The organism is Mycobacterium sp. (genome assembly GCF_050700595.1).
In the GTDB taxonomy this organism is placed as follows: domain Bacteria; phylum Actinomycetota; class Actinomycetes; order Mycobacteriales; family Mycobacteriaceae; genus Mycobacterium.
In genome coordinates this window covers 1-17941 of the sequence record NZ_JBOHHI010000022.1, presented here as the reverse complement: position 1 = coordinate 17941, position 17941 = coordinate 1, and the positions used below count along the sequence as shown (strand labels likewise).

The 17941-nt window shown below is 65.2% G+C and carries 17 protein-coding genes; 6 read left to right on the top strand and 11 right to left on the bottom strand.

Going from position 1 to position 17941, the window contains the following annotated elements; all coding sequences use genetic code 11:
* Positions 1–684: metal-dependent hydrolase (locus ACRDTL_RS01895; RefSeq protein WP_431505030.1), on the top strand; the 684-nt coding region annotated here is incomplete at its 5' end.
* A 46-nt stretch (positions 685–730) separates the two neighbouring features.
* Here the strand turns inward: ACRDTL_RS01895 and ACRDTL_RS01890 are convergent.
* Both ACRDTL_RS01890 and ACRDTL_RS01885 read right to left on the bottom strand, forming a co-directional pair.
* Positions 731–2863 carry a 3-hydroxyacyl-CoA dehydrogenase NAD-binding domain-containing protein gene (locus ACRDTL_RS01890; RefSeq protein ID WP_431505029.1) on the bottom strand — a complete coding sequence of 711 codons (2133 nt, stop codon included), beginning with the start codon at positions 2861–2863 and terminating at the stop codon, positions 731–733.
* Positions 2864–2867: 4 nt separating this feature from the next.
* Complete coding sequence (locus ACRDTL_RS01885) at positions 2868–4079, bottom strand: acetyl-CoA C-acetyltransferase (protein ID WP_431505028.1); 1212 nt, start codon at positions 4077–4079, stop codon at positions 2868–2870.
* A gap of 151 nt (positions 4080–4230) precedes the next feature.
* Here ACRDTL_RS01885 and ACRDTL_RS01880 point away from each other — a divergent pair, with 151 nt between their 5' ends.
* Positions 4231–5439 carry a pyridoxal phosphate-dependent aminotransferase gene (locus ACRDTL_RS01880; protein WP_431505027.1) on the top strand — a complete coding sequence of 403 codons (1209 nt, stop codon included), beginning with the start codon at positions 4231–4233 and terminating at the stop codon, positions 5437–5439.
* Here the strand turns inward: ACRDTL_RS01880 and ACRDTL_RS01875 are convergent.
* The 4 genes from ACRDTL_RS01875 to ACRDTL_RS01860 are packed head-to-tail and all read right to left on the bottom strand — an operon-like array spanning position 5405 to position 7884.
* Positions 5405–5860 (bottom strand): SRPBCC family protein, encoded by a 456-nt coding sequence (locus ACRDTL_RS01875; RefSeq protein WP_431505034.1) that lies wholly within the window; start codon positions 5858–5860, stop codon positions 5405–5407. The genes ACRDTL_RS01880 and ACRDTL_RS01875 overlap by 35 nt on opposite strands.
* Before the next feature lie 8 nt (positions 5861–5868).
* Positions 5869–6324 (bottom strand): SRPBCC family protein, encoded by a 456-nt coding sequence (locus ACRDTL_RS01870; RefSeq protein WP_431505026.1) that lies wholly within the window; start codon positions 6322–6324, stop codon positions 5869–5871.
* A gap of 40 nt (positions 6325–6364) precedes the next feature.
* A complete protein-coding gene (locus ACRDTL_RS01865) occupies positions 6365–7444 on the bottom strand; it encodes a CaiB/BaiF CoA transferase family protein (RefSeq protein ID WP_431505033.1) in 1080 nt (359 codons plus the stop codon).
* Positions 7441–7884, bottom strand: coding sequence for an SRPBCC family protein (locus ACRDTL_RS01860; RefSeq protein WP_431505025.1), 444 nt, complete (start codon positions 7882–7884; stop codon positions 7441–7443). The genes ACRDTL_RS01865 and ACRDTL_RS01860 overlap by 4 nt, the downstream gene beginning before the upstream one ends.
* A 75-nt stretch (positions 7885–7959) precedes the next feature.
* Here ACRDTL_RS01860 and ACRDTL_RS01855 point away from each other — a divergent pair, with 75 nt between their 5' ends.
* A complete protein-coding gene (locus ACRDTL_RS01855; RefSeq protein ID WP_431505024.1) occupies positions 7960–9630 on the top strand; it encodes an alpha-keto acid decarboxylase family protein in 1671 nt (556 codons plus the stop codon).
* A 35-nt stretch (positions 9631–9665) separates the two neighbouring features.
* Here the strand turns inward: ACRDTL_RS01855 and ACRDTL_RS01850 are convergent, their stop codons facing one another.
* The 3 genes from ACRDTL_RS01850 to ACRDTL_RS01840 are packed head-to-tail and all read right to left on the bottom strand — an operon-like array spanning position 9666 to position 12908.
* The gene (locus ACRDTL_RS01850) at positions 9666–10301 is read right to left on the bottom strand and encodes a fatty-acid--CoA ligase (RefSeq protein ID WP_431505023.1); all 636 of its coding nucleotides are present in this window, start codon (positions 10299–10301) and stop codon (positions 9666–9668) included.
* Positions 10298–11725 carry a FadD3 family acyl-CoA ligase gene (locus ACRDTL_RS01845; RefSeq protein ID WP_431505022.1) on the bottom strand — a complete coding sequence of 476 codons (1428 nt, stop codon included), beginning with the start codon at positions 11723–11725 and terminating at the stop codon, positions 10298–10300. Before ACRDTL_RS01845 ends, ACRDTL_RS01850 begins: the two co-directional genes overlap by 4 nt.
* A 4-nt stretch (positions 11726–11729) precedes the next feature.
* Positions 11730–12908, bottom strand: coding sequence for an amidohydrolase family protein (locus ACRDTL_RS01840; protein ID WP_431505021.1), 1179 nt, complete (start codon positions 12906–12908; stop codon positions 11730–11732).
* A 170-nt stretch (positions 12909–13078) separates the two neighbouring features.
* On the opposite strand from ACRDTL_RS01840, the gene ACRDTL_RS01835 reads away from it, so the two are divergent.
* Together ACRDTL_RS01835 and ACRDTL_RS01830 are read left to right on the top strand one after the other, a co-directional pair.
* On the top strand, positions 13079–13813 hold the full coding sequence (locus ACRDTL_RS01835; protein WP_431505020.1) for an enoyl-CoA hydratase/isomerase family protein: 735 nt from the start codon (positions 13079–13081) through the stop codon (positions 13811–13813).
* On the top strand, positions 13810–14223 hold the full coding sequence (locus ACRDTL_RS01830; protein ID WP_431505019.1) for a hypothetical protein: 414 nt from the start codon (positions 13810–13812) through the stop codon (positions 14221–14223). The genes ACRDTL_RS01835 and ACRDTL_RS01830 overlap by 4 nt, the downstream gene beginning before the upstream one ends.
* Here the strand turns inward: ACRDTL_RS01830 and ACRDTL_RS01825 are convergent.
* Complete coding sequence (locus ACRDTL_RS01825; RefSeq protein ID WP_431505032.1) at positions 14214–14813, bottom strand: TetR/AcrR family transcriptional regulator; 600 nt, start codon at positions 14811–14813, stop codon at positions 14214–14216. The two genes, ACRDTL_RS01830 and ACRDTL_RS01825, sit on opposite strands and share 10 nt — an antisense overlap.
* Positions 14814–14992: 179 nt before the next feature.
* Between ACRDTL_RS01825 and ACRDTL_RS01820 the strand changes: the two genes are divergently transcribed.
* Positions 14993–16279 (top strand): cytochrome P450, encoded by a 1287-nt coding sequence (locus ACRDTL_RS01820; protein WP_431505018.1) that lies wholly within the window; start codon positions 14993–14995, stop codon positions 16277–16279.
* Between the two features lie 17 nt (positions 16280–16296).
* On the opposite strand, the gene ACRDTL_RS01815 is transcribed toward ACRDTL_RS01820, so the two are convergent.
* Complete coding sequence (locus ACRDTL_RS01815; protein ID WP_431505031.1) at positions 16297–17790, bottom strand: adenylate/guanylate cyclase domain-containing protein; 1494 nt, start codon at positions 17788–17790, stop codon at positions 16297–16299.
* Positions 17791–17941 lie beyond the last annotated feature (151 nt).

Sequence of the window (17941 nt, the reverse complement as noted above, 5' to 3'; positions counted from 1 at the left end):
GTGCATCACTACGCGGACCGGATCACCGACCCGAATTTGAAGAAGGCCGTCGCCGGGTTCACCGGCCAGGAGGTCACCCACGGTCGGCAGCACCGCGAACTCAACGACCAACTGCAGCTGATGGGCTATCCCACCCACCGGATAGACCGGATGACCAAGAAGGGGTTGGCGCGGCTGGAACGGTTCGGTTCGCCGCGCTACCGGCTGGCCGTGACCGCCGCGCTGGAGCACTACACCGCCACGCTCGCGGAAACACTGCTGAGTGATTCTCGTGCCCGAGAGGTACTGGGGGATAACGAGGTCAGGTCGGTGCTGCTGTGGCATGCACTGGAGGAGTCCGAGCACAAGGCCGTTGCGTTCGACGTCTACCGCGCGGTTGGTGGTACCGAGCGGATGCGGATCATCGCGATGTGGATAACCAGCTTCGCATTTGTCGGCCTGTTGGCGCTGCACACCACGCTGTCGATGCTTGCCGACCGGGCCTCCTACCACCCGGTGCGATTGGTCAAGAGCATTGCCGCACTGCGACACTCACCGTTCCTGACGCGGGCAGTGATACGCCGCCTGCGTGCCTACACGCATGCCGAGTTTCACCCCAGCGACAACGACAACACCGCGTTGCTCGACGAATGGACCCCGCGACTGTTCGGCGAGCAAGGTTCGCTCACCGACCACCTGGCATAGTCCGGGTCGTCCCGCGGCGGCTGTTCCGCCCGTGGCCTCGCGGAACCTAGGTAAGCGAATCGGGCGGCAGGAACCGGTCACCGTACTTGGCGGCCAGCTCGCGGGCGCGGGCGACGAAGCCGTCCTTGCCCCCGGGGTAGCCGACGATGTACTGCGCTGTGCCACCGGTCCACGGCGGGAACCCGATACCCATGATGGAGCCGATATTGGCGTCGGCGGTCGACGTCAGCACGCCCTCGTCGAGGCACTTCTGGGTTTCCAGCGCCTCGGCGAACAGCATCCGGTCGATCATGTCCTGCAGCGGCGCCTGCGACGAACCGGAGTTGAACGTCTCCCGCAGCCCTGGCCACAGGCCGACGCGCTTGCCGTCGGCGTACTCGTAGAAACCCTTGCCCGCCAACCGTGATGGCCGGCCCAGCTCGATCATCTTGGCAACGACGGCTTCGGCCGGGTGCGGCGTGTAGGTCTGGCCCGCGGCTTCGACGCCCTCCCGGGTGGCCTTGGCGATCTTGGCCATCAGCTCCATGTTGAGTTCGTCGGACAGCTGCAGCGGCGGCGCCGGGTAGCCGGCCTGGCTGCCGGCATGCTCGATGCTGGCCGGTTCCACACCCTCACCGAGCATCGCGATCGCCTCGTTGATGAACGTGCCGATCACCCGGCTGGTGTAGAAGCCGCGGCTGTCATTCACCACGATCGGAGTCTTGCCGATCTGCATCGCCAGGTCGATGGCTTTGGCCAAGGTGGCGTCAGAAGTCTTGCGGCCCTTAATGATTTCCAGCAGCGGCATCTTGTCGACGGGCGAGAAGAAGTGGAGGCCGATGAAGTCCTCGACCCGCTTGACACCGGAAGCCAGTTCGGTGACCGGCAGCGTGGAGGTGTTGGAGCCCAGCACCGCGTCGAGGGCGACCACCGGCTCGATCTCGGCGAACACCTTGTGCTTGAGCTCGACCGACTCGAACACCGCCTCGATCACCAGATCAGCGTCGGCCGCATCGTTCGCGTCAGCGGTCGGGTGGATGCGGGCCAGCAGCGCATCGGATTTCTCCTGGGTGGTCTTACCACGGTCCAGCGCTTTGGCTTCCAGCTTTTCCGCATATGCCTTGCCCTTCGCCGCGGCTTCGCTGCTGACGTCCTTGAGTACCACCTCGATGCCGGCCTTCGCGCACACGTAGGCGATGGCCGCACCCATCATCCCCGCGCCCAGCACGGTGACCTTCTTGAACGTCGTCTTCTCGTAGCCATCCGGACGCGACCCGCCGGAATTGATGTGCTGCAGGTCGAAGAAGAACGCCTGAATCATATTTTTGGCGACCTGACCGACGACCAGCGAAGCGAAGTAGCGGCTTTCGATCCGGGTGGCGGTGTCGAAGTCCACTTGCGCACCCTCGACCGCGGCGTCCAGGATTGCCCGCGGTGCGGGCATCGGCGCACCCTTGAGCTGTTTCTTCAGCAGGGCCGGGAACGACGGCAAGACCGAGGCCAATGCCGGTGAGGCCGGTGTACCGCCGGGCATCTTGTAGCCCTTGACATCCCACGGCTGGACATGCGCGTCAGGATTGGCCTTGATCCACGTCTTGGCGGCTGGCACCAACTCCTCGACGGTCGGGAGCACCTCGTCGATCAGACCGATCTCCTTGGCCTGGGCCGGCTTAAAGCGGGTGCCCTGAGACAACACGTTCATGAACGCGTTCTGGATGCCCAACATCCGCACGGTGCGGGTCACCCCGCCGCCGCCCGGCAGCAGGCCCAGCGTCACCTCGGGGAAGCCGACCACCAGGCCCTTGACGTCGGCCGCGATGCGGTGGTGACAGGCCAGCGCAATCTCCAGACCGCCGCCCAGGGCAGCGCCGTTGATGGCGGCGACGACCGGCTTGCCAAGGGTCTCCAGCGTGCGCAGTTGCTTTTTCACCGTCTCGACGGTGTTGAAGGAGTCTTGCGCGTCCTCCGGACCGGCAGTGATCATCGACTTGAGGTCACCGCCGGCGAAGAAGGTCTTCTTGGCGCTGGCGATCACCACACCGGTGATCGAATCCTTCTCGGCGACAAGGCGATCGACGGCCTTGCCCATCGACTCGATGTAGTGCTCGTTCATCACATTGGCCGAGCCCGTCGGGTCGTCAAGGGTCAGCGTGACGATGCCGTCAGCGTCCTTGTCCCACTGAATAGTGTTTTCTGTCATCGTCTTATACCCGCTCGATGATGGTGGCCACACCCATGCCGCCGCCGATGCAGAGGGTGATCAGCGCCCGGTGCGCGCCCCGGCGCTCCAGTTCGTCGACCATGGTGCCGGTGATCATTGCGCCGGTGGCGCCCAGCGGGTGACCCATCGCGATGGCACCGCCGTTGACGTTGAGCTTCTCGTCGGGGACCTTGAGGTCCTTCTGGAACTTCAACACCACCGATGCGAACGCCTCGTTGATCTCGATCAGGTCGAGGTCGTCGATGGTCAGTCCGGCCTGGTCGAGCACCTTGCGAGTCGCCGGGGTGGGCCCGGTGAGCATGATGATCGGGTCGGCGCCGCTGGTGGCGGCCGCGACGATGCGGGCCCGCGGGGTGAGCCTCTGCGCCTTACCCGCTTTCTCGCTGCCCACCAGCACCAGCGCGGCGCCGTCGACGATGCCGGAGCTGTTGCCGCCGGTGTGGACGTGGTTGATCTTTTCGACAAAGTGGTATTTCTGCAGCGCCACGTCGTCGAAGCCGCCCATCGCGCCGATGTCTGCGAAGGCCGGCTTGAGTTTGCCCAGGCCCTCCAGCGTGGTGTCCGGCCGGATGTGCTCGTCGTGGTCGAGGATCAGCAGGCCGTTCCGGTCTTTAACCGGCACTACCGATTTGGCGAAGTAGCCGCCCGACCACGCAGCGGCGGCGTGCTGCTGAGAGCGCAGCGCGAACGCGTCGACGTCCTCACGAGAGAAACCTTCGATGGTGGCGATCAGGTCGGCGCCGATCCCCTGCGGCACGAACCCGACGGCGTAGTTGGTCTCCGGGTCGGTCGCCCAGGCGCCGCCGTCAGAGCCCATCGGCACCCGGCTCATGGACTCCACCCCACCGGCGAGCACCAGGTCGTCAAAGCCGGAACGCACCTTGGCGGCGGCGATGTTGACCGCCTCCAAACCGGATGCGCAGAACCGGTTGAGCTGCACTCCGCCGGTGGTCTCCGGCAGGCCCGCGGCCAGCACCGCGGTACGGGCGATGTCGCCGCCCTGGTCGCCCACCGGCGACACCACGCCCAAAAGAGTGTCGCTGATCTGGTTTGCGTCCAAGTCGGGGAACCGGTTGCGCATTTCGTCGATCAGACCGGTGACCAGGTTGATCGGCTTGACTTCATGCAGCGAACCGTTTTTTTGCTTGCCACGCGGGGTGCGGATGGCTTCATAGATGAAGGCTTCTTCGGACATGGCTCGTTCCTCTTCGGGGTTTGGGATTCCGTCCTTCAGGGACGCTAGTCCTCTGCCAGCCACCCTAACAGCACGGCCGATCAACCTGTTGGTTGGGCGAGTGGCGACCGCCACGCTGGAGTGGCGCCCGAGAGCGCATACCCTCAAGACCATGACGGTGTCGCGGCTGCGGCCCTACGCGACGACGGTGTTCGCCGAGATGTCGGCGCTGGCCGCGCGCGTCGGCGCAGTCAACCTCGGGCAGGGGTTTCCGGACGAGGACGGGCCGCGCTCGATGCTGCAGGCCGCGCAGCACGCCATCGCCGACGGCGTCAACCAGTACCCACCCGGGATAGGTATCGCGGCGCTACGCCAAGCCGTCGCCGCCCAGCGCAAGCGGCATTTCGGCATCGACTACGACCCGGACACCGAGGTGCTGGTGACCGTCGGGGCCACCGAGGCCATCGCGGCGGCGGTGCTCGGCATGGTCGAACCCGGCGCCGAGGTGATCCTGATCCAGCCGTTCTACGACTCCTACTCGCCGGTGGTGGCGATGGCCGGCGCGCAGCGGGTCGTCGTGCCGCTGGTGTCCGACGGTCGCGGCTTCGCCCTGGACGTCGACGCGCTGCGGTGTGCGGTGACACCGCGCACCAGGGCGCTGATCGTCAACTCACCGCACAACCCGACCGGCATGGTGCTGACCGAGACCGAGCGGGCCGCCATCGCCGAGATCGCTATCCAAGCCCGCCTGCTGGTCATCACCGACGAGGTCTACGAGCACCTGGTCTACGACAGACGCCCGCATCTGCCGTTGGCCGCCTACCCGGGCATGGCCGAGCGCACGATCACCATCTCCAGTGCCGCCAAGATGTTCAGCTGCACCGGCTGGAAGATCGGATGGGCTTGCGGCCCAAGTGAACTCATCATCGGGGTGCGTGCGGCCAAACAGTACTTGAGCTATGTGGGCGGCGCGCCGTTTCAGCCTGCGGTGGCGCACGCGCTGAACACCGAGGACGCCTGGGTAGCCGCATTGCGGACCACACTGGAGCATCGGCGAGACCGGCTGACCAAAGCGCTGAGGAAGATCGGGTTCGAAGTGCACACCAGTCGCGGCACCTACTTTCTTTGCGCCGACCCGCGCCCGCTGGGGTACGACGACAGCACCGCGTTCTGCGCGGCGCTACCGGAGCGGGTCGGGGTGGCGGCCATCCCGATGTCGGCGTTCTGCGATCCGGACGGCGAGCACCCGGCAATCTGGAATCACCTGGTGCGGTTCACCTTCGCCAAGCGCGACGACACCCTTGATGAGGCGATCCGCCGACTGAGCGCGCTCACCGACCATCCGGCTATGTCGACCCGTGTGCACCCTCGATTCCCATGACCTGCGAGCGCAAACCCTCTGTCGCAGCATCCAATACGATCTTGGCGGCCCGCTTGACGACGAAGTCGGGAATCGGCCCCGACGGTTCGACGGTGATGTCGAAACGCACCCGGGTCCCTTCGACTCCCTCCCGCGTGAGGGTGTACTCGACATGCTGTCCGCGTTGCTGGAAGGTCGCTTTCGCATCCCAGACCACCCAGTCGGGTCCCCAGCGATACTCGAGGATCTCTTTGTCGACGATCCCGAGAATCCGAATGGTGGCCTTCACATGGTGCGGTCGACCGTCGGCGTAGCAGTCCAGCACTTCGAGCCGCTTGTGCACCGGTGACCACAACGACAACGCGGCGACATCGGCCAACGCCGCCATCACTGCTTCAGGGGGTGCGTCGATGACGATTTCGCGGGACGCCTGGACGGCTATTTCGACACCTATATTGTCCGGTCTGCGCCGACCTGACCCATCACCCGCCTGCGCAGCCCCTCGGTCGCGGCATCCAGGATCTTCTTGCGGGCCCGGTTGACCAGAAACTCCGGCAGCGGCGCCGACGGCTCCAGGGTGATGTCAAAACGCACCCGGGTTTTGTCGTCGGGTTCTCGCCGCAGCGTGTACTCGACATGCTGGGCATGCTGCTGAACCGTCTTGCGCGCATCCCACACCAGCCAATCGGAGCCCCAGTGATATTCGAGCACTTCCTTGTCGACGATGCCGACTACCTTGACCATGACCTTCACATGGTGCGGACGGCCGTCGGGATAGGTGTCGATGACTTCGGCCCGTTTGTGTACCGAGGACCACGACGGCACCGCGCAAATGTCAGCCAGCGCCTCCAGGATCGCGTCCGGCGGCGCGTCGATGACAATTTCCCGCGATGCTCGTACGGCCACTGACACCAAGCTTATAACCGGACCGGGATCGCAAGCGCGATTACCAGCCGATTTCGTCCAGCGGTGTAGCGCCGCGCGGCGGCGGACCGACTGATCCGGCCGGCGTGCGGGAAAACCTCGGCGCAGGCGCGGCCTGCTCGACGCCATGGGCGGTGATCACCGTGGCACGTGCGGTGATATGCGGGTCGGTGGCAGCCTCGCTCCAGGTCAACACCGGGGCGACGCAGGCGTCGGTGCCGGCGAAGATGTCCGTCCACTCGCGGCGGGTCTTGCCGGCGAACCGCTGCGTGAACACTTCGAGCATGCGCGGATACGACCCGATGTCGAGCTGACCCGGCACCTCGTCGGCCGACAACCCGAGCCCGGCCAGCAATTCGGCGAAAAACTGCGGTTCGATCGCGCCGACGGCCACGTACTTGCCGTCGGCGGTCTCGTAACAGCGGTAGAACGGGGCGCCGCCGTCGAGCAGAAACGATTCGCGTTCATCACGCAGGGCCCCGGCGGACTTCATCGTCCACATCATCTGCGCCAGCACGCTGACGCCGTCGACCATGGCGGCGTCGACGACCTGACCCTTCCCCGACCGTTCCCGCTCATAGAGCGCGGCCACGATGCCCAGCAGCACGAACATCGACCCGCCGCCGAAGTCGGCGACCAGGTTCAGCGGCGGCATCGGCGGCCGGTCACGATAACCGAGGGCCGACAGCGCCCCGGTCTGCGAAAGGTAGTTGATGTCGTGGCCCGCCGTGGCCGCCCGCGGACCGTCCTGCCCCCACCCGGTGATGCGGGCGAAGATCAGCCGCGGGTTGACCGTCGCGCAGTCGTCGGGACCGATACCGAGTCGCTCGCAGGTGCCGGGCCGGAAGCAGTCCAGCAGCACGTCGGCTTTGGCGGCCAACCCCAGCAGCTGCTGCGGCTGCGACTTGACGTCGAGGTCGATGATCCGCTTGCCGCGGTGCAGCAGGTCGCGGTCCTCGGGCGGCATCGTCAGCCCGCCGGGACGGCGCACCCGCACCACATCGGCGCCCAAATCGGCGAGCACCATTGCAGCGTGCGGCCCCGGGCCGATACCGCCGAGTTCGACGACTCGCACTCCCGCCAGCGGCCCCGGCATGCTCAGCCGCCCTTTTTCACACTCAGCACCCGCTTGCGTAATCCCTCGGTCGAGGTGTCCAGCACTCCCTTGACGGTGCGTTTCAACAGAAACCCGGGCAGCGGCACGATCGGGTCGATGGTGATGTCGAACTTAACCCGCGTCGCCTCCCCGTCCGGCGTCAGCGCGTACGTCGCATCCTGCGCACGCTGCTGGCCGGCGCTGACCAACGTCCAGCTCACGGTGTTGCCCGACCAGGTGTAGGCCACCACCTGTTCGTCGGTGATCCCGGCCGCCTTGACCTTCATCCTGGCGACACTGGGCCGTCCATCGTCGCCCCGCTCAACCACCTCGGAGCTTTGGTGCGCCGACGACCACTCGGGCAGCGACTCCAGATCGGCGATGACGTCAAGGATCTCCCCCGGCGTCGCTTCGATGACGATTTCGCGCGATTCCGTGATTGCCATGCCCGCACGATAGCGATACGACGGCTGGCGGGAGGTGTTTTCTGAGGCGTTTCCAGGCGGCGTACCGTCGGTCTGGTGACTGCTGCCTACGCCGTTGGTGACTATCTGCTCGACCGCCTCGCCGAACTCGGCGTCGCGCACGTCTTCGGTGTTCCCGGCGACTACAACCTGGAATTTCTCGACCACGTCGTCGCTCACCCGGATCTGCGATGGGTTGGCAACGCGAACGAACTCAACGCCGGCTATGCCGCTGACGGGTACGGTCGTCTGCGTGGAATGTCAGCCGTAGTAACCACATTCGGTGTCGGCGAGCTTTCGGTGACCAACGCGATCGCGGGCAGCTACGCTGAACATGTGCCGGTGGTACACATCGTCGGTGGGCCGTCCAAAGATGCGCAAGCCACCCGCCGGGCGTTGCACCATTCGCTCGGCGACGGTGATTTCGAGCATTTCTTGAGGATCAGCAGAGAAATCACCTGCGCCCAGGCGAATCTCATGCCCGCAACCGCTACCCGGGAAATTGACCGGGTGCTCTGCGAGGTACGGGAACAGAAACGCCCCGGCTACTTGTTGCTGCCCATCGATGTGGCGCGCTTCGAAGTCGAGCGGCCCAATGCGCCGTTACCGCGCTATGCCGACGGCACCAGCCCACGTGCGCTGGCGCTGTTCACCGAAGCCGCAACCGAACTCATCGCCGACCACCAGGTGACCGTGCTGGCCGACTTCCTGGTCCATCGTCTGCATGCGGTCTCGCACCTCGAGGCGCTGCTGGCAACCGACGTGGTGCCGCATGCCACGTTGATGTGGGGCAAAAGCCTCGTCGACGAGAGCTCGCCCAACTTCCTGGGTATCTACGCCGGCGCGGCCAGCGCCGAATCCGTACGCCGTGGAATCGAAGAGGCGCCGGTGCTGGTGACGGCCGGGGTGGTGTTCACCGATATGGTCAGCGGTTTCTTCAGCCAGCGCGTCGACCCGGCCCGGAACATCGACGTCGGCGCACAGCAGAGCACGGTCGCCAACCAGGTGTTCGCCCCGCTGGAGATGGACGCGGCGCTGGACGCGCTGACCGCGATCCTGGCCCGGCGTGGAATCAGCTCACCACCGGTCGCGTCGACGTCCGGCGACGGACGCCGCGATCCGCCCGCGCGTGACCAGCAGCTCACCCAAAAGATGTTGTGGGACAGGTTTTGCCACGCGCTGACACCGGGCAATGTGGTGCTCGCCGATCAGGGCACCTCGTTCTACGGAATGGCCGGCCACCGGCTCCCGCAGGGCGTGACGTTCATCGGCCAACCGCTGTGGGGGTCGATCGGTTACGCGCTGCCCGCCACGCTCGGGGCCGGGCTGGCCAATCGCGACCGCAGGCCGGTGCTGCTGATCGGCGACGGCGCGGCCCAGCTGACCGTGCAGGAACTCGGCGTCTTCTCCCGCGAGGGCCTGTCGCCGGTCATCGTGGTGGTCAACAACGACGGCTACACCGTCGAACGGGCGATTCACGGAAAGACCGCCCCCTACAACGACATTGTCCGCTGGAATTGGTCCGAGATACCCGGAGCGCTAGGCGTGAAAGATCACCTGACGTTCCGCGCGCAGACCCACGGTGAACTCGACGACGCTCTTGTCGCCGCCGCCGAGCACCAGGATCGCATCGTGCTGGTCGAAGCCGTCGTGCCGCGGCTCGACATCCCCGAACTGCTCACCGAACTGACCCGGTCCACTTCACCGGACGGCAGTGTCCGTCGGTGAACCTCAGGCGCACATAGCGTTTCGATCGTCGAACATCACTTCGTCGCCTCGATACGCATCACGTCCACGAATTTACCGACGAACAACGGCGGATAGGCGCCCATGCCGGGTCCAGTCATCCACTCAGCGGCGACGTCGGGATGCTCAATCCAGCGCCGTGCAGCATTGTCATCGTCGAGCTCCTGTAGGATCATCACTTCCTGCCCGTCGTCGAAAGCCCGGAAAATCCATGTCTTCCGGATGCCTGCGGCGGTGAACCGATCCCACGCGCCCCGGACTTGGGCAGTCAGCGTGGACACGTCGTTGACCGGTGCGATGGCGGCCAGCACGATACCGGGCGCCTGCGGATCCGAACCCGCCGACGACTCGAATCGTTCCACGATCTCCCCGGCGAAGACCGCCGGAATGTCTTCGACACCCACCTCGTCGAACCAGTCGAAGAAGACCCGCGACCGCAGCAGCTCGACGATCGGCTCCCGACTGCGTACGCCGATCGTCACCAGGACACGCCCGTGATCATGCGTCGACTTGTAGAGCAGGACGTGGTGCGCGCCGATATCGGCGAGCGCCGATTTGCGACGCCGTAATAGCGGCCACACCCGGTCCGGATTCGGTACGCGGTAGTCCGATGCGATCACCATCGAATGCGGGTGCAGGTCTGAGGTGCTCACCGGAGTTGGTCCTTCATCACTTTTCCGGTGGCGTTCAACGGCAGCTCGTCGAGGAACTCGACGGATCGCGGCGCTTTGAATCCGGCCATCCGCTCGCGGCACCACGCAATCAAATCCGCTTCCGACACCGGGGTTTTCGGCACGACGAATGCCTTACCCACCTGGCCGAGCCGCTCGTCCGGCACACCGATCACTGCAACCTGCGCGACCGCCTGGTGTTCCAGCAGGAAGCCCTCGATCTCAGCCGGGTACGCGTTGAACCCGCCCACAATGAACATGTCCTTCTTGCGCCCGTCGATTCGCAGCCGACCTGCCGGGTCCAGCGTACCCACATCGCCGGTGTGCAACCAGGCTTCTGCATCGATGGCTTCGGCGGTGGCCCCTGGCTCGCCCAGGTAGCCCTGCATGACACCGTAGCCGCGGACCAGCACCTCGCCGTCGTCGGCGATGCGCACCTCAACCCCCTCGCAGGGCAGGCCCGCAGTCGTGGCCACATCCTCGGTGGAGTCGCCGGGCCGCGACAAGGTGACGTTGCCGGCCTCGGTGAGCCCGTAACCGGTCATCAGAGTCTGAAACGGCAATTCGCCATGTATGCGACGGACCAGTTCGACAGGGATGTCGGCGGCGCCGGTCACGCCTGCCCGTAACGTCGACAACTTGACCTTATCGCGAACGGTGAGCAACGAGTGGTAAAGCGTCGGCGGGCCGGGCAGCATCGTGATACGTTCGCGCTCAACGAGGCCCACCACTGCGTCGACATCGAAAACGGCGACCGGCAGCATCGTCGCGCCACGGAGGAAGGACGCGATGAGTCCCGCTTTCAAACCGAACGTGTGGAAGTACGGGTTGATCATCAGATAGCGATCACCCTCGCGCAAATCAGCAAGTGTTGCCCACTCCTCGTACATTCGCAGCGTCTGTTGATGATTCATCATTGCGCCCTTCGGGCGGCCGGTCGTACCGGAGGTGAAGATGATGTCGGCGATGTCGGTACCGCTCACGGCCCGCTCGAACGGGGAGCCGTGGGACAGGAAGTCGGATTTCAGATCGATGACCGGTATTCCCGCGGGCACGGTGTAGTCCCGGCCCAGAAATCCCTTCTGCACCAGGACAGCCGTCGCACCGCTGCGGGTGAGAATGTCACCCGCTTCTTGCGCCTTGAACCGCGTGTTGACCGGCACCAGCATGCCGCCCGCGGTGAGCAACCCGAACGCGGCGATTATCCACTCTGCCGAGTTGGGTGCCCAGATGGCGACCCGATCGCCTTTAGCGACACCAAGGTCAGCAAATGCGCCTGCGGCACAACGTATTCGCTCGACAGCTTCAGTGAATGTGAGGCGCAGCGCACCGTCGACAACGGCCTCGGCATCGCCGAAGCGGTGCGCTGCGCTCAAGACCATCTCCGGAATGGTCTCCCAGTTCATGGACTCACACTGACATCAGCCGGGTGAGATTGCCTCCCATGATCTTGGCTTGGTCATCGACACTGAGGTACTGCAACGCATCCGCGTAATGCCGGGGTTGCGCCAGCCCCTCCGGGTGCGGGTAATCCGAGCCATAGAGGACCCGCTCCACACCGATCAGGTCGACGAGGTCACTGATGCCGTCCTCGTAGAACGGACTGATGTGGATTCGGTTCTTGATCTCCTCGACCGGGTCACCGCCGGGGAAGCTTTCCGGTGTCTTCTGGTAGACGTCGGCCAGCTGATCCAGTAGCGGGAACAACCACTTCGAGCCGGATTCGATGACGGCGACCTTCAGTTGCGGGATGCGATACAACCCGCCGTGAATCACCCAGGACGCCACCGCGTCCTGCACCGGCCGCCACTCGTTGAGCATCGCGAACGCGTTGGTCTGGAAGGGCAGCATCTCTAAGGCGGCACCGTCCCATTCCGCGGTGTAGCGCGCGTAGCCGGAATCCGACGAGTGCATCGCCACCAGTACGTCGTGCTCGACGCAACGCTGCCAGAACGGGTCGAACTCCGGCAGGGCGAACGACCGAGGACCGCGATAGCCCGGAACCGGCGCGGGGCGAACCAGAACCGCCCGCGCGCCGCGCTTGACCACCCAGTCCAGCTCCTCGATCGCCTTCTCGACGATGGGCAGGCTCACCACCGGGACGGTGAAGATCCGGCTCTGGTAGTTGAAGCCCCAGACGTCATCGAGCCACTGGTTCAGCGCATGCACCACGATGTGGATGAGTGCCGGATCGTCGCGCATCCGCTCCTCGACGAGGCTGGCCAGTGTCGGAAACATCAGCGAACGTTCCACACCCAATTCGTTCATCAGCTCCAGACGCGGGCCCGGCTCACGGAACGCCGGAATCGAACGCATCGGCTCGCCGAAGATCTCGCGGCGGCTCTTGCCGTCGGGGTTGCCGTTTTTGAAGTACTCCTCCATCGCACCCGGCCGCGCGACCACCTCGAACGTCGGGTTGGGAATGTAGTTGCTGATGACACCGCGGATCGCGATCTTGGTCCGGCCGTTGACCTGCACGTACTGAATCGCGTCCTTGTACTGCTTGGGCAGGTACTTGGTCAGCGATTCCTCGGTCTCGTACAGGTGGTTGTCGGCGTCGAACAGCGGATACGTCAGCTCGGCCGTCATAAGATCCTCCATTGCAATTTCCGAGAATCATATTCTCACCAGGAGACTACTGCAATCCCCACGGGTAGCAGCCGCGCCTAATGGGCAAACCATTGCGGTTCGACGAAGACCAAGGCGATGCTATTCTCCGCACACGAGAATGCCAATATCGGTGCGATGGAGCTGGGCGCATGGTGGACCTGGAGTTCGACCACGGTCTTGCCGTGCTCACCATTGACCGCCCGCACGCGCGCAATGCCATCGCGCCGGAAACCATGGACCAGTTGGAGAAGGCGCTCGACGCGGCCGAGGGAGCCGACGCCCTGGCCATCACCGGGGCCGGTGACCGGGCCTTCGTGTCCGGCGGGGACCTCAAAGAGCTCGCGGCGATCCGCACCGAGGAGGACGCCGCGGCGATGGCCTGGCGGATGCGGTCGATCTGCGATCGGCTGGCCGGCTTCCCGGCGCCGGTGATCGCCGCACTCAACGGCCACGCGTTCGGCGGTGGCGCCGAGGTCGCGGTGGCCGCCGATATCCGGGTGGCCGCCGACGACATCAAGATCGGATTCAATCAGGTGACACTGGAAATCATGCCGGCCTGGGGCGGGGCCGAGCGACTGGCCGCATTGGTCGGCAAGAGCCGGGCGCTGCTACTCGCCGGAACCGGCACCGTGCTCGATGCGGCCGAAGCCGAACGCCTCGGGTTGATCGATCGGGTGTTGCCCCGCTCCGACTTCGACGACGGCTGGCGGCGGCTGGCCCGGGCGCTGGCCAGTCGACCGGCCGGGGAGATCAAGCGTGTCGTCGGCGGCGTGTCCGCCGACGAAGCGGTGAAAGCCTTCGCGCGGCTGTGGGTCAGCGACGCCCACTGGCAAGCCGCCGACCGGGTGATGAACCGCAGCAACGGGGTCGGAGGAACAACATGACATCCATCGGTAGAGCGCTCACAGTCTCAACAGTCCTGTTGGCGGCGACCATCTTCGCCGCGCCAGCAGGCGCAGACGACCCGCCCATGCATCGGGTCAAGTACACGGTCACTGCTGCCAACCCGATCCGCGCAGATATCTACTACCTGGACAACGAGCCGCCGCACTTCGCTGCCTATAGCCATAACCCCTACGAATGGGTTCCGAACATCCAGGCCGATGTCGGTCCGGGTAAGCCATGGGTATTCGAGCTCATGTTGGCCAACCCCGATCAGTATGCGTGGGTTTCGGCCAGCAGCGGGCTGTCCGGGGCCACACCGCAGTTTCATTGCGACCTCACCGTCGACGGCGTGGCCGTCGTATCCAAGGACGGCCCCAAGGGCGTGCTCTGCTCGATACGTCACTGGTGAGCGATCTGCGGGTCGCCCTCTAGCCGGTGCAGATAGCGCTCGACGAACGCGACGGTCTCGGCATGGCCCGCCGACATGCCCAGCGCCTGTTCCATCACCAGCACCCGCGAAACGCTGGTCATCAGCATCGACCACACCAGCGGCGGCACCTCAGCGGACTCGATTCCATAGCGGTCCAGGATCGTCGATACCGCCTTGCATTGCTCTTCGCGGAAACGTTCAGCGTAGTACGCGATTTCGGCCTTGAGTGCCTTGCGATGATTAGCCAGCGCCACATATTCCATCGTCAGCGCGGTGGCCGCCGGGTCGGTACTGAACCGCCACAACGCCCACAGCGGTTGCGGCGACTCCAGAGCCTGCGCCTGCAGCTGCAGTCCCTGTTCGGCGCGACGGCGGAACGCTGCCAGGAACAAATCGTCCATCGTGCGGAAGTAGTAATGCACCAGTTGCGGCTTGAGCGCGGCCTGTTGCGCCACCCGCCGGGAAGTGACTGCGGCGTAACCATCGTCGAGCATCAACTGCTCGGCCGCGTCGAGCAGCACGGAGCGGTTCTTGGCGTCCGGCGCCCCGATTCTGCGCGCCGCGGTCATGTGTTGCTCCGAACTTCCGACTTTGCCGACCACGCCGATCGTAGCGTCGAGCAGCGCTGCGACCTTGACCACGACATTACCGCCGTGCTAAGCAAGTGCTCAGCAGTTTGGTCGATTTCCGGGCGGTGCCATGTCTCGCCGCCGACAAACCAACCCCAGCTTCGGGAGGCGCGCACCGCATGACCAACTTCGACACGATCGACTTCTTCACCGACGCGTCTTTGGTTCCCGACCCGCACCCGTACTTCGACTACCTGCGCAGCAAAAATCCCGTGGTCCGGCTCCCGCACCACGACGTCGTCGCCGTCACGGGCTGGGAGGAGGCCAACGCCGTCTACAAGGACGCCGACACGTTCTCCAACTGTGTCGCGCTCGGCGGGCCGTTCCCGCCGTTGCCGTTCGAACCCGAGGGCTCGGGGATTGAGGACCTCACGCCCCTGATCGACGCGCACCGCGACCAGTTTCCGATGTTCGAGCACATGGTCACGATGGACCCGCCAGAGCACACCCGCGCACGTTCGCTGCTGAGCCGACTGTTGACGCCGAGCCGGCTGAAGGAGAACGAGGACTTCATGTGGCGCCTCGCCGACCGCCAGCTCGGGGAATTCCTCGGCAACGGCGAGTGTGAATTCATCGCCGAGTACTCGAAACCGTTCGCCACCTTGGTGATCGCCGACCTGCTCGGTGTCCCGGAAGAAGACCACAACCAGTTCCGCACTGTGCTGGGCGCGGACCGTCCCGGCGCGCGGGTCGGAGCGCTCGATCACGAGTCGGTCGGCATCAACCCGCTGCAGTGGCTCGACGACAAGTTCTGCTGCTACATCGAGGACCGGCGCCGCGACCCGCGCGACGACGTGCTGACCGCGTTGGCGACGGCGAAGTATCCCGACGGATCCACCCCGGAGGTCATCGACGTGGTCCGGTCGGCCACCTTCTTGTTCGCCGCCGGTCAGGAAACCACCGCCAAACTGCTCTCCGCCGCCTTACAGGTGCTCGGCGACCGGCCCGATATCCAGCAGAAGCTGCGAGACGACCGCAGCCTGATCCCGGGGTTCATCGAGGAATCGCTGCGGATGGAGAGCCCGGTCAAGAGTGACTCCCGGCTGGCCCGCAAACCAGCCACGGTGGGCGGTGTCGACATTCCCGTCGGCACCATCGTGATGGTCTTGCCGGGTGCGGTCAACCGTGATCCGCGCCGGTTCGAGAACCCGCACGAGTTCCAGCTGGACCGCAAGAACGTCCGCGAGCACATGGCGTTTGCCCGCGGCGTGCACTCCTGTCCCGGTGCACCGCTGGCCCGGGTGGAGGGTCGCGTCTCGATCGAGCGCATCCTGGACCGGATGTCGGACATCAAAATCAATGAGGCCACACACGGGCCGGCCGCCGACCGTCGCTACACCTACGAACCGACGTACATCCTGCGCGGGCTTTCCGAACTGAACCTCACGTTTAACCCAACCCATTGACCCTGTCGTACGCCGGCCTAGTCCGCTGGCGTCGAGATCTGGGTCGCTTCGGACCGGCCACGCAGCACAGTGGAACCACGAGACGCCCAGTGCTGCCGCTCAGCATCCTCGGCGCGAACGATCGCCGCAGCGGAGCACAGCACTCGTTGCTCTGAGGTTTTGGCGAGATCGGCCAGCCGCGCGGCTTCGTTGACGGGATCACCGATCACCGTGTACTCGTAGCGGTTTTCGGCGCCGATATTGCCGGCGAAAACCGGCCCTGCCGATACGCCGATACCGAAGTCGACCACCGGCAGCCGCCGCAGCCGGGTGCCTAACGCCCGCGCGGTTGCCAACGCTGCTGAGACCGCTCCGCTGGCGCGGAGCGGCGCCCCGAAGACCGCCAGCGCGGCATCGCCCTGGAACTTGTTGATCAGGCCGTGGTGTTCGTCGACGGCGCCGACCACGATTCGGAAGAAGTCGTTGAGCACTCCCGCGACCTCGTCGGGTGATCGGCTGGCGGCCAGCTGGGTCGAGCCCACCAGGTCGACAAACAGAACTGCCGCTTCCCCGACGTCGCCAGACATTGACGCGCCCTCTTCAAGGGCACGACGAGCGACATCGGCGCCGACGTGCCGGCCGAACAGATCTCGCAGCCGGTCGCGTTCGCTGAGTCCGGTGACCATGCGGTTGAATCCGCGTTGTAGACGCCCGATTTCGGAGCGTTCGTAGACGTCGACGAATATCCCGACCCGGCCACGCTCGATTTCTGCCATCGCGTCGACGACCTCGCGCACCGGATCCGAGATCGACCGCGACACCAGGATCATCCCGCGCAGACCCAGCATCACGGCGACAAGCGACAGCACAAATACGGCGACTTCCACCGACGCGGTCTTGGGGATGATCCAGCCGTTCGACCGAAAGAAGATCAGAGCGACAATAGCCAGGCTCGGCAGGCCGCTACACAGCAGCCACATGCTGATCAGTCGGGCCAATACACCGGGCGCAGTCACAAAGCCCTCGAAATCCCTTGTGGCAGCAGCAACGATCGGACGGAGAGTTCGCTGACTGAGCAGAACGGCAGTGCCGGTCGCCGCAGCCCCGCCGAAGAGGACGGCTAAGCCGGTCGACACCGCCACCGTGAGTCCGCCGTCAAGGTCGAGCAGGACGAAGATCGCGCCGCTGGCTGTCCATGCCCCCGCCAGAACTATCGACTGGTTGCGCATGAGATTCATTGCCGTGCGCCGTTGATGAATGTCGGGTTCGTGCCGCTGAACAAACCAGCGCAGTGATGAGGCGATCACCGCTACACCGCCGATCAGCACGGCAAGCGTGCCCAGCGAGACAACCGCCACCGACGTAATCACGTACTTCCCGCTGAAGTGGGCATGGGCACCGCCGGGGAGGTGACCGCTGAGCGCGACGACGACGACGAGGACCTCGGCGACGCTGAGCAGATGCGCAAACGCGAGCCCGGCCGCGTACCGAATCGATGACCTCGCGACGCTGTCTCGCGGCGCGTCTGCCAGCCTGCTCACACGATGACGGTAGCTGGGCAGGCTCAAGTGATCGCTGCAACACCTGATTCGTTCGAAAGGGTGTTGCCTCGTGGGTCGTCAGATTGGGTTCCGTAGTACTGGTGTGCATCTGGACGTCGAGTCGGCGGCGTCGGTGCATGAG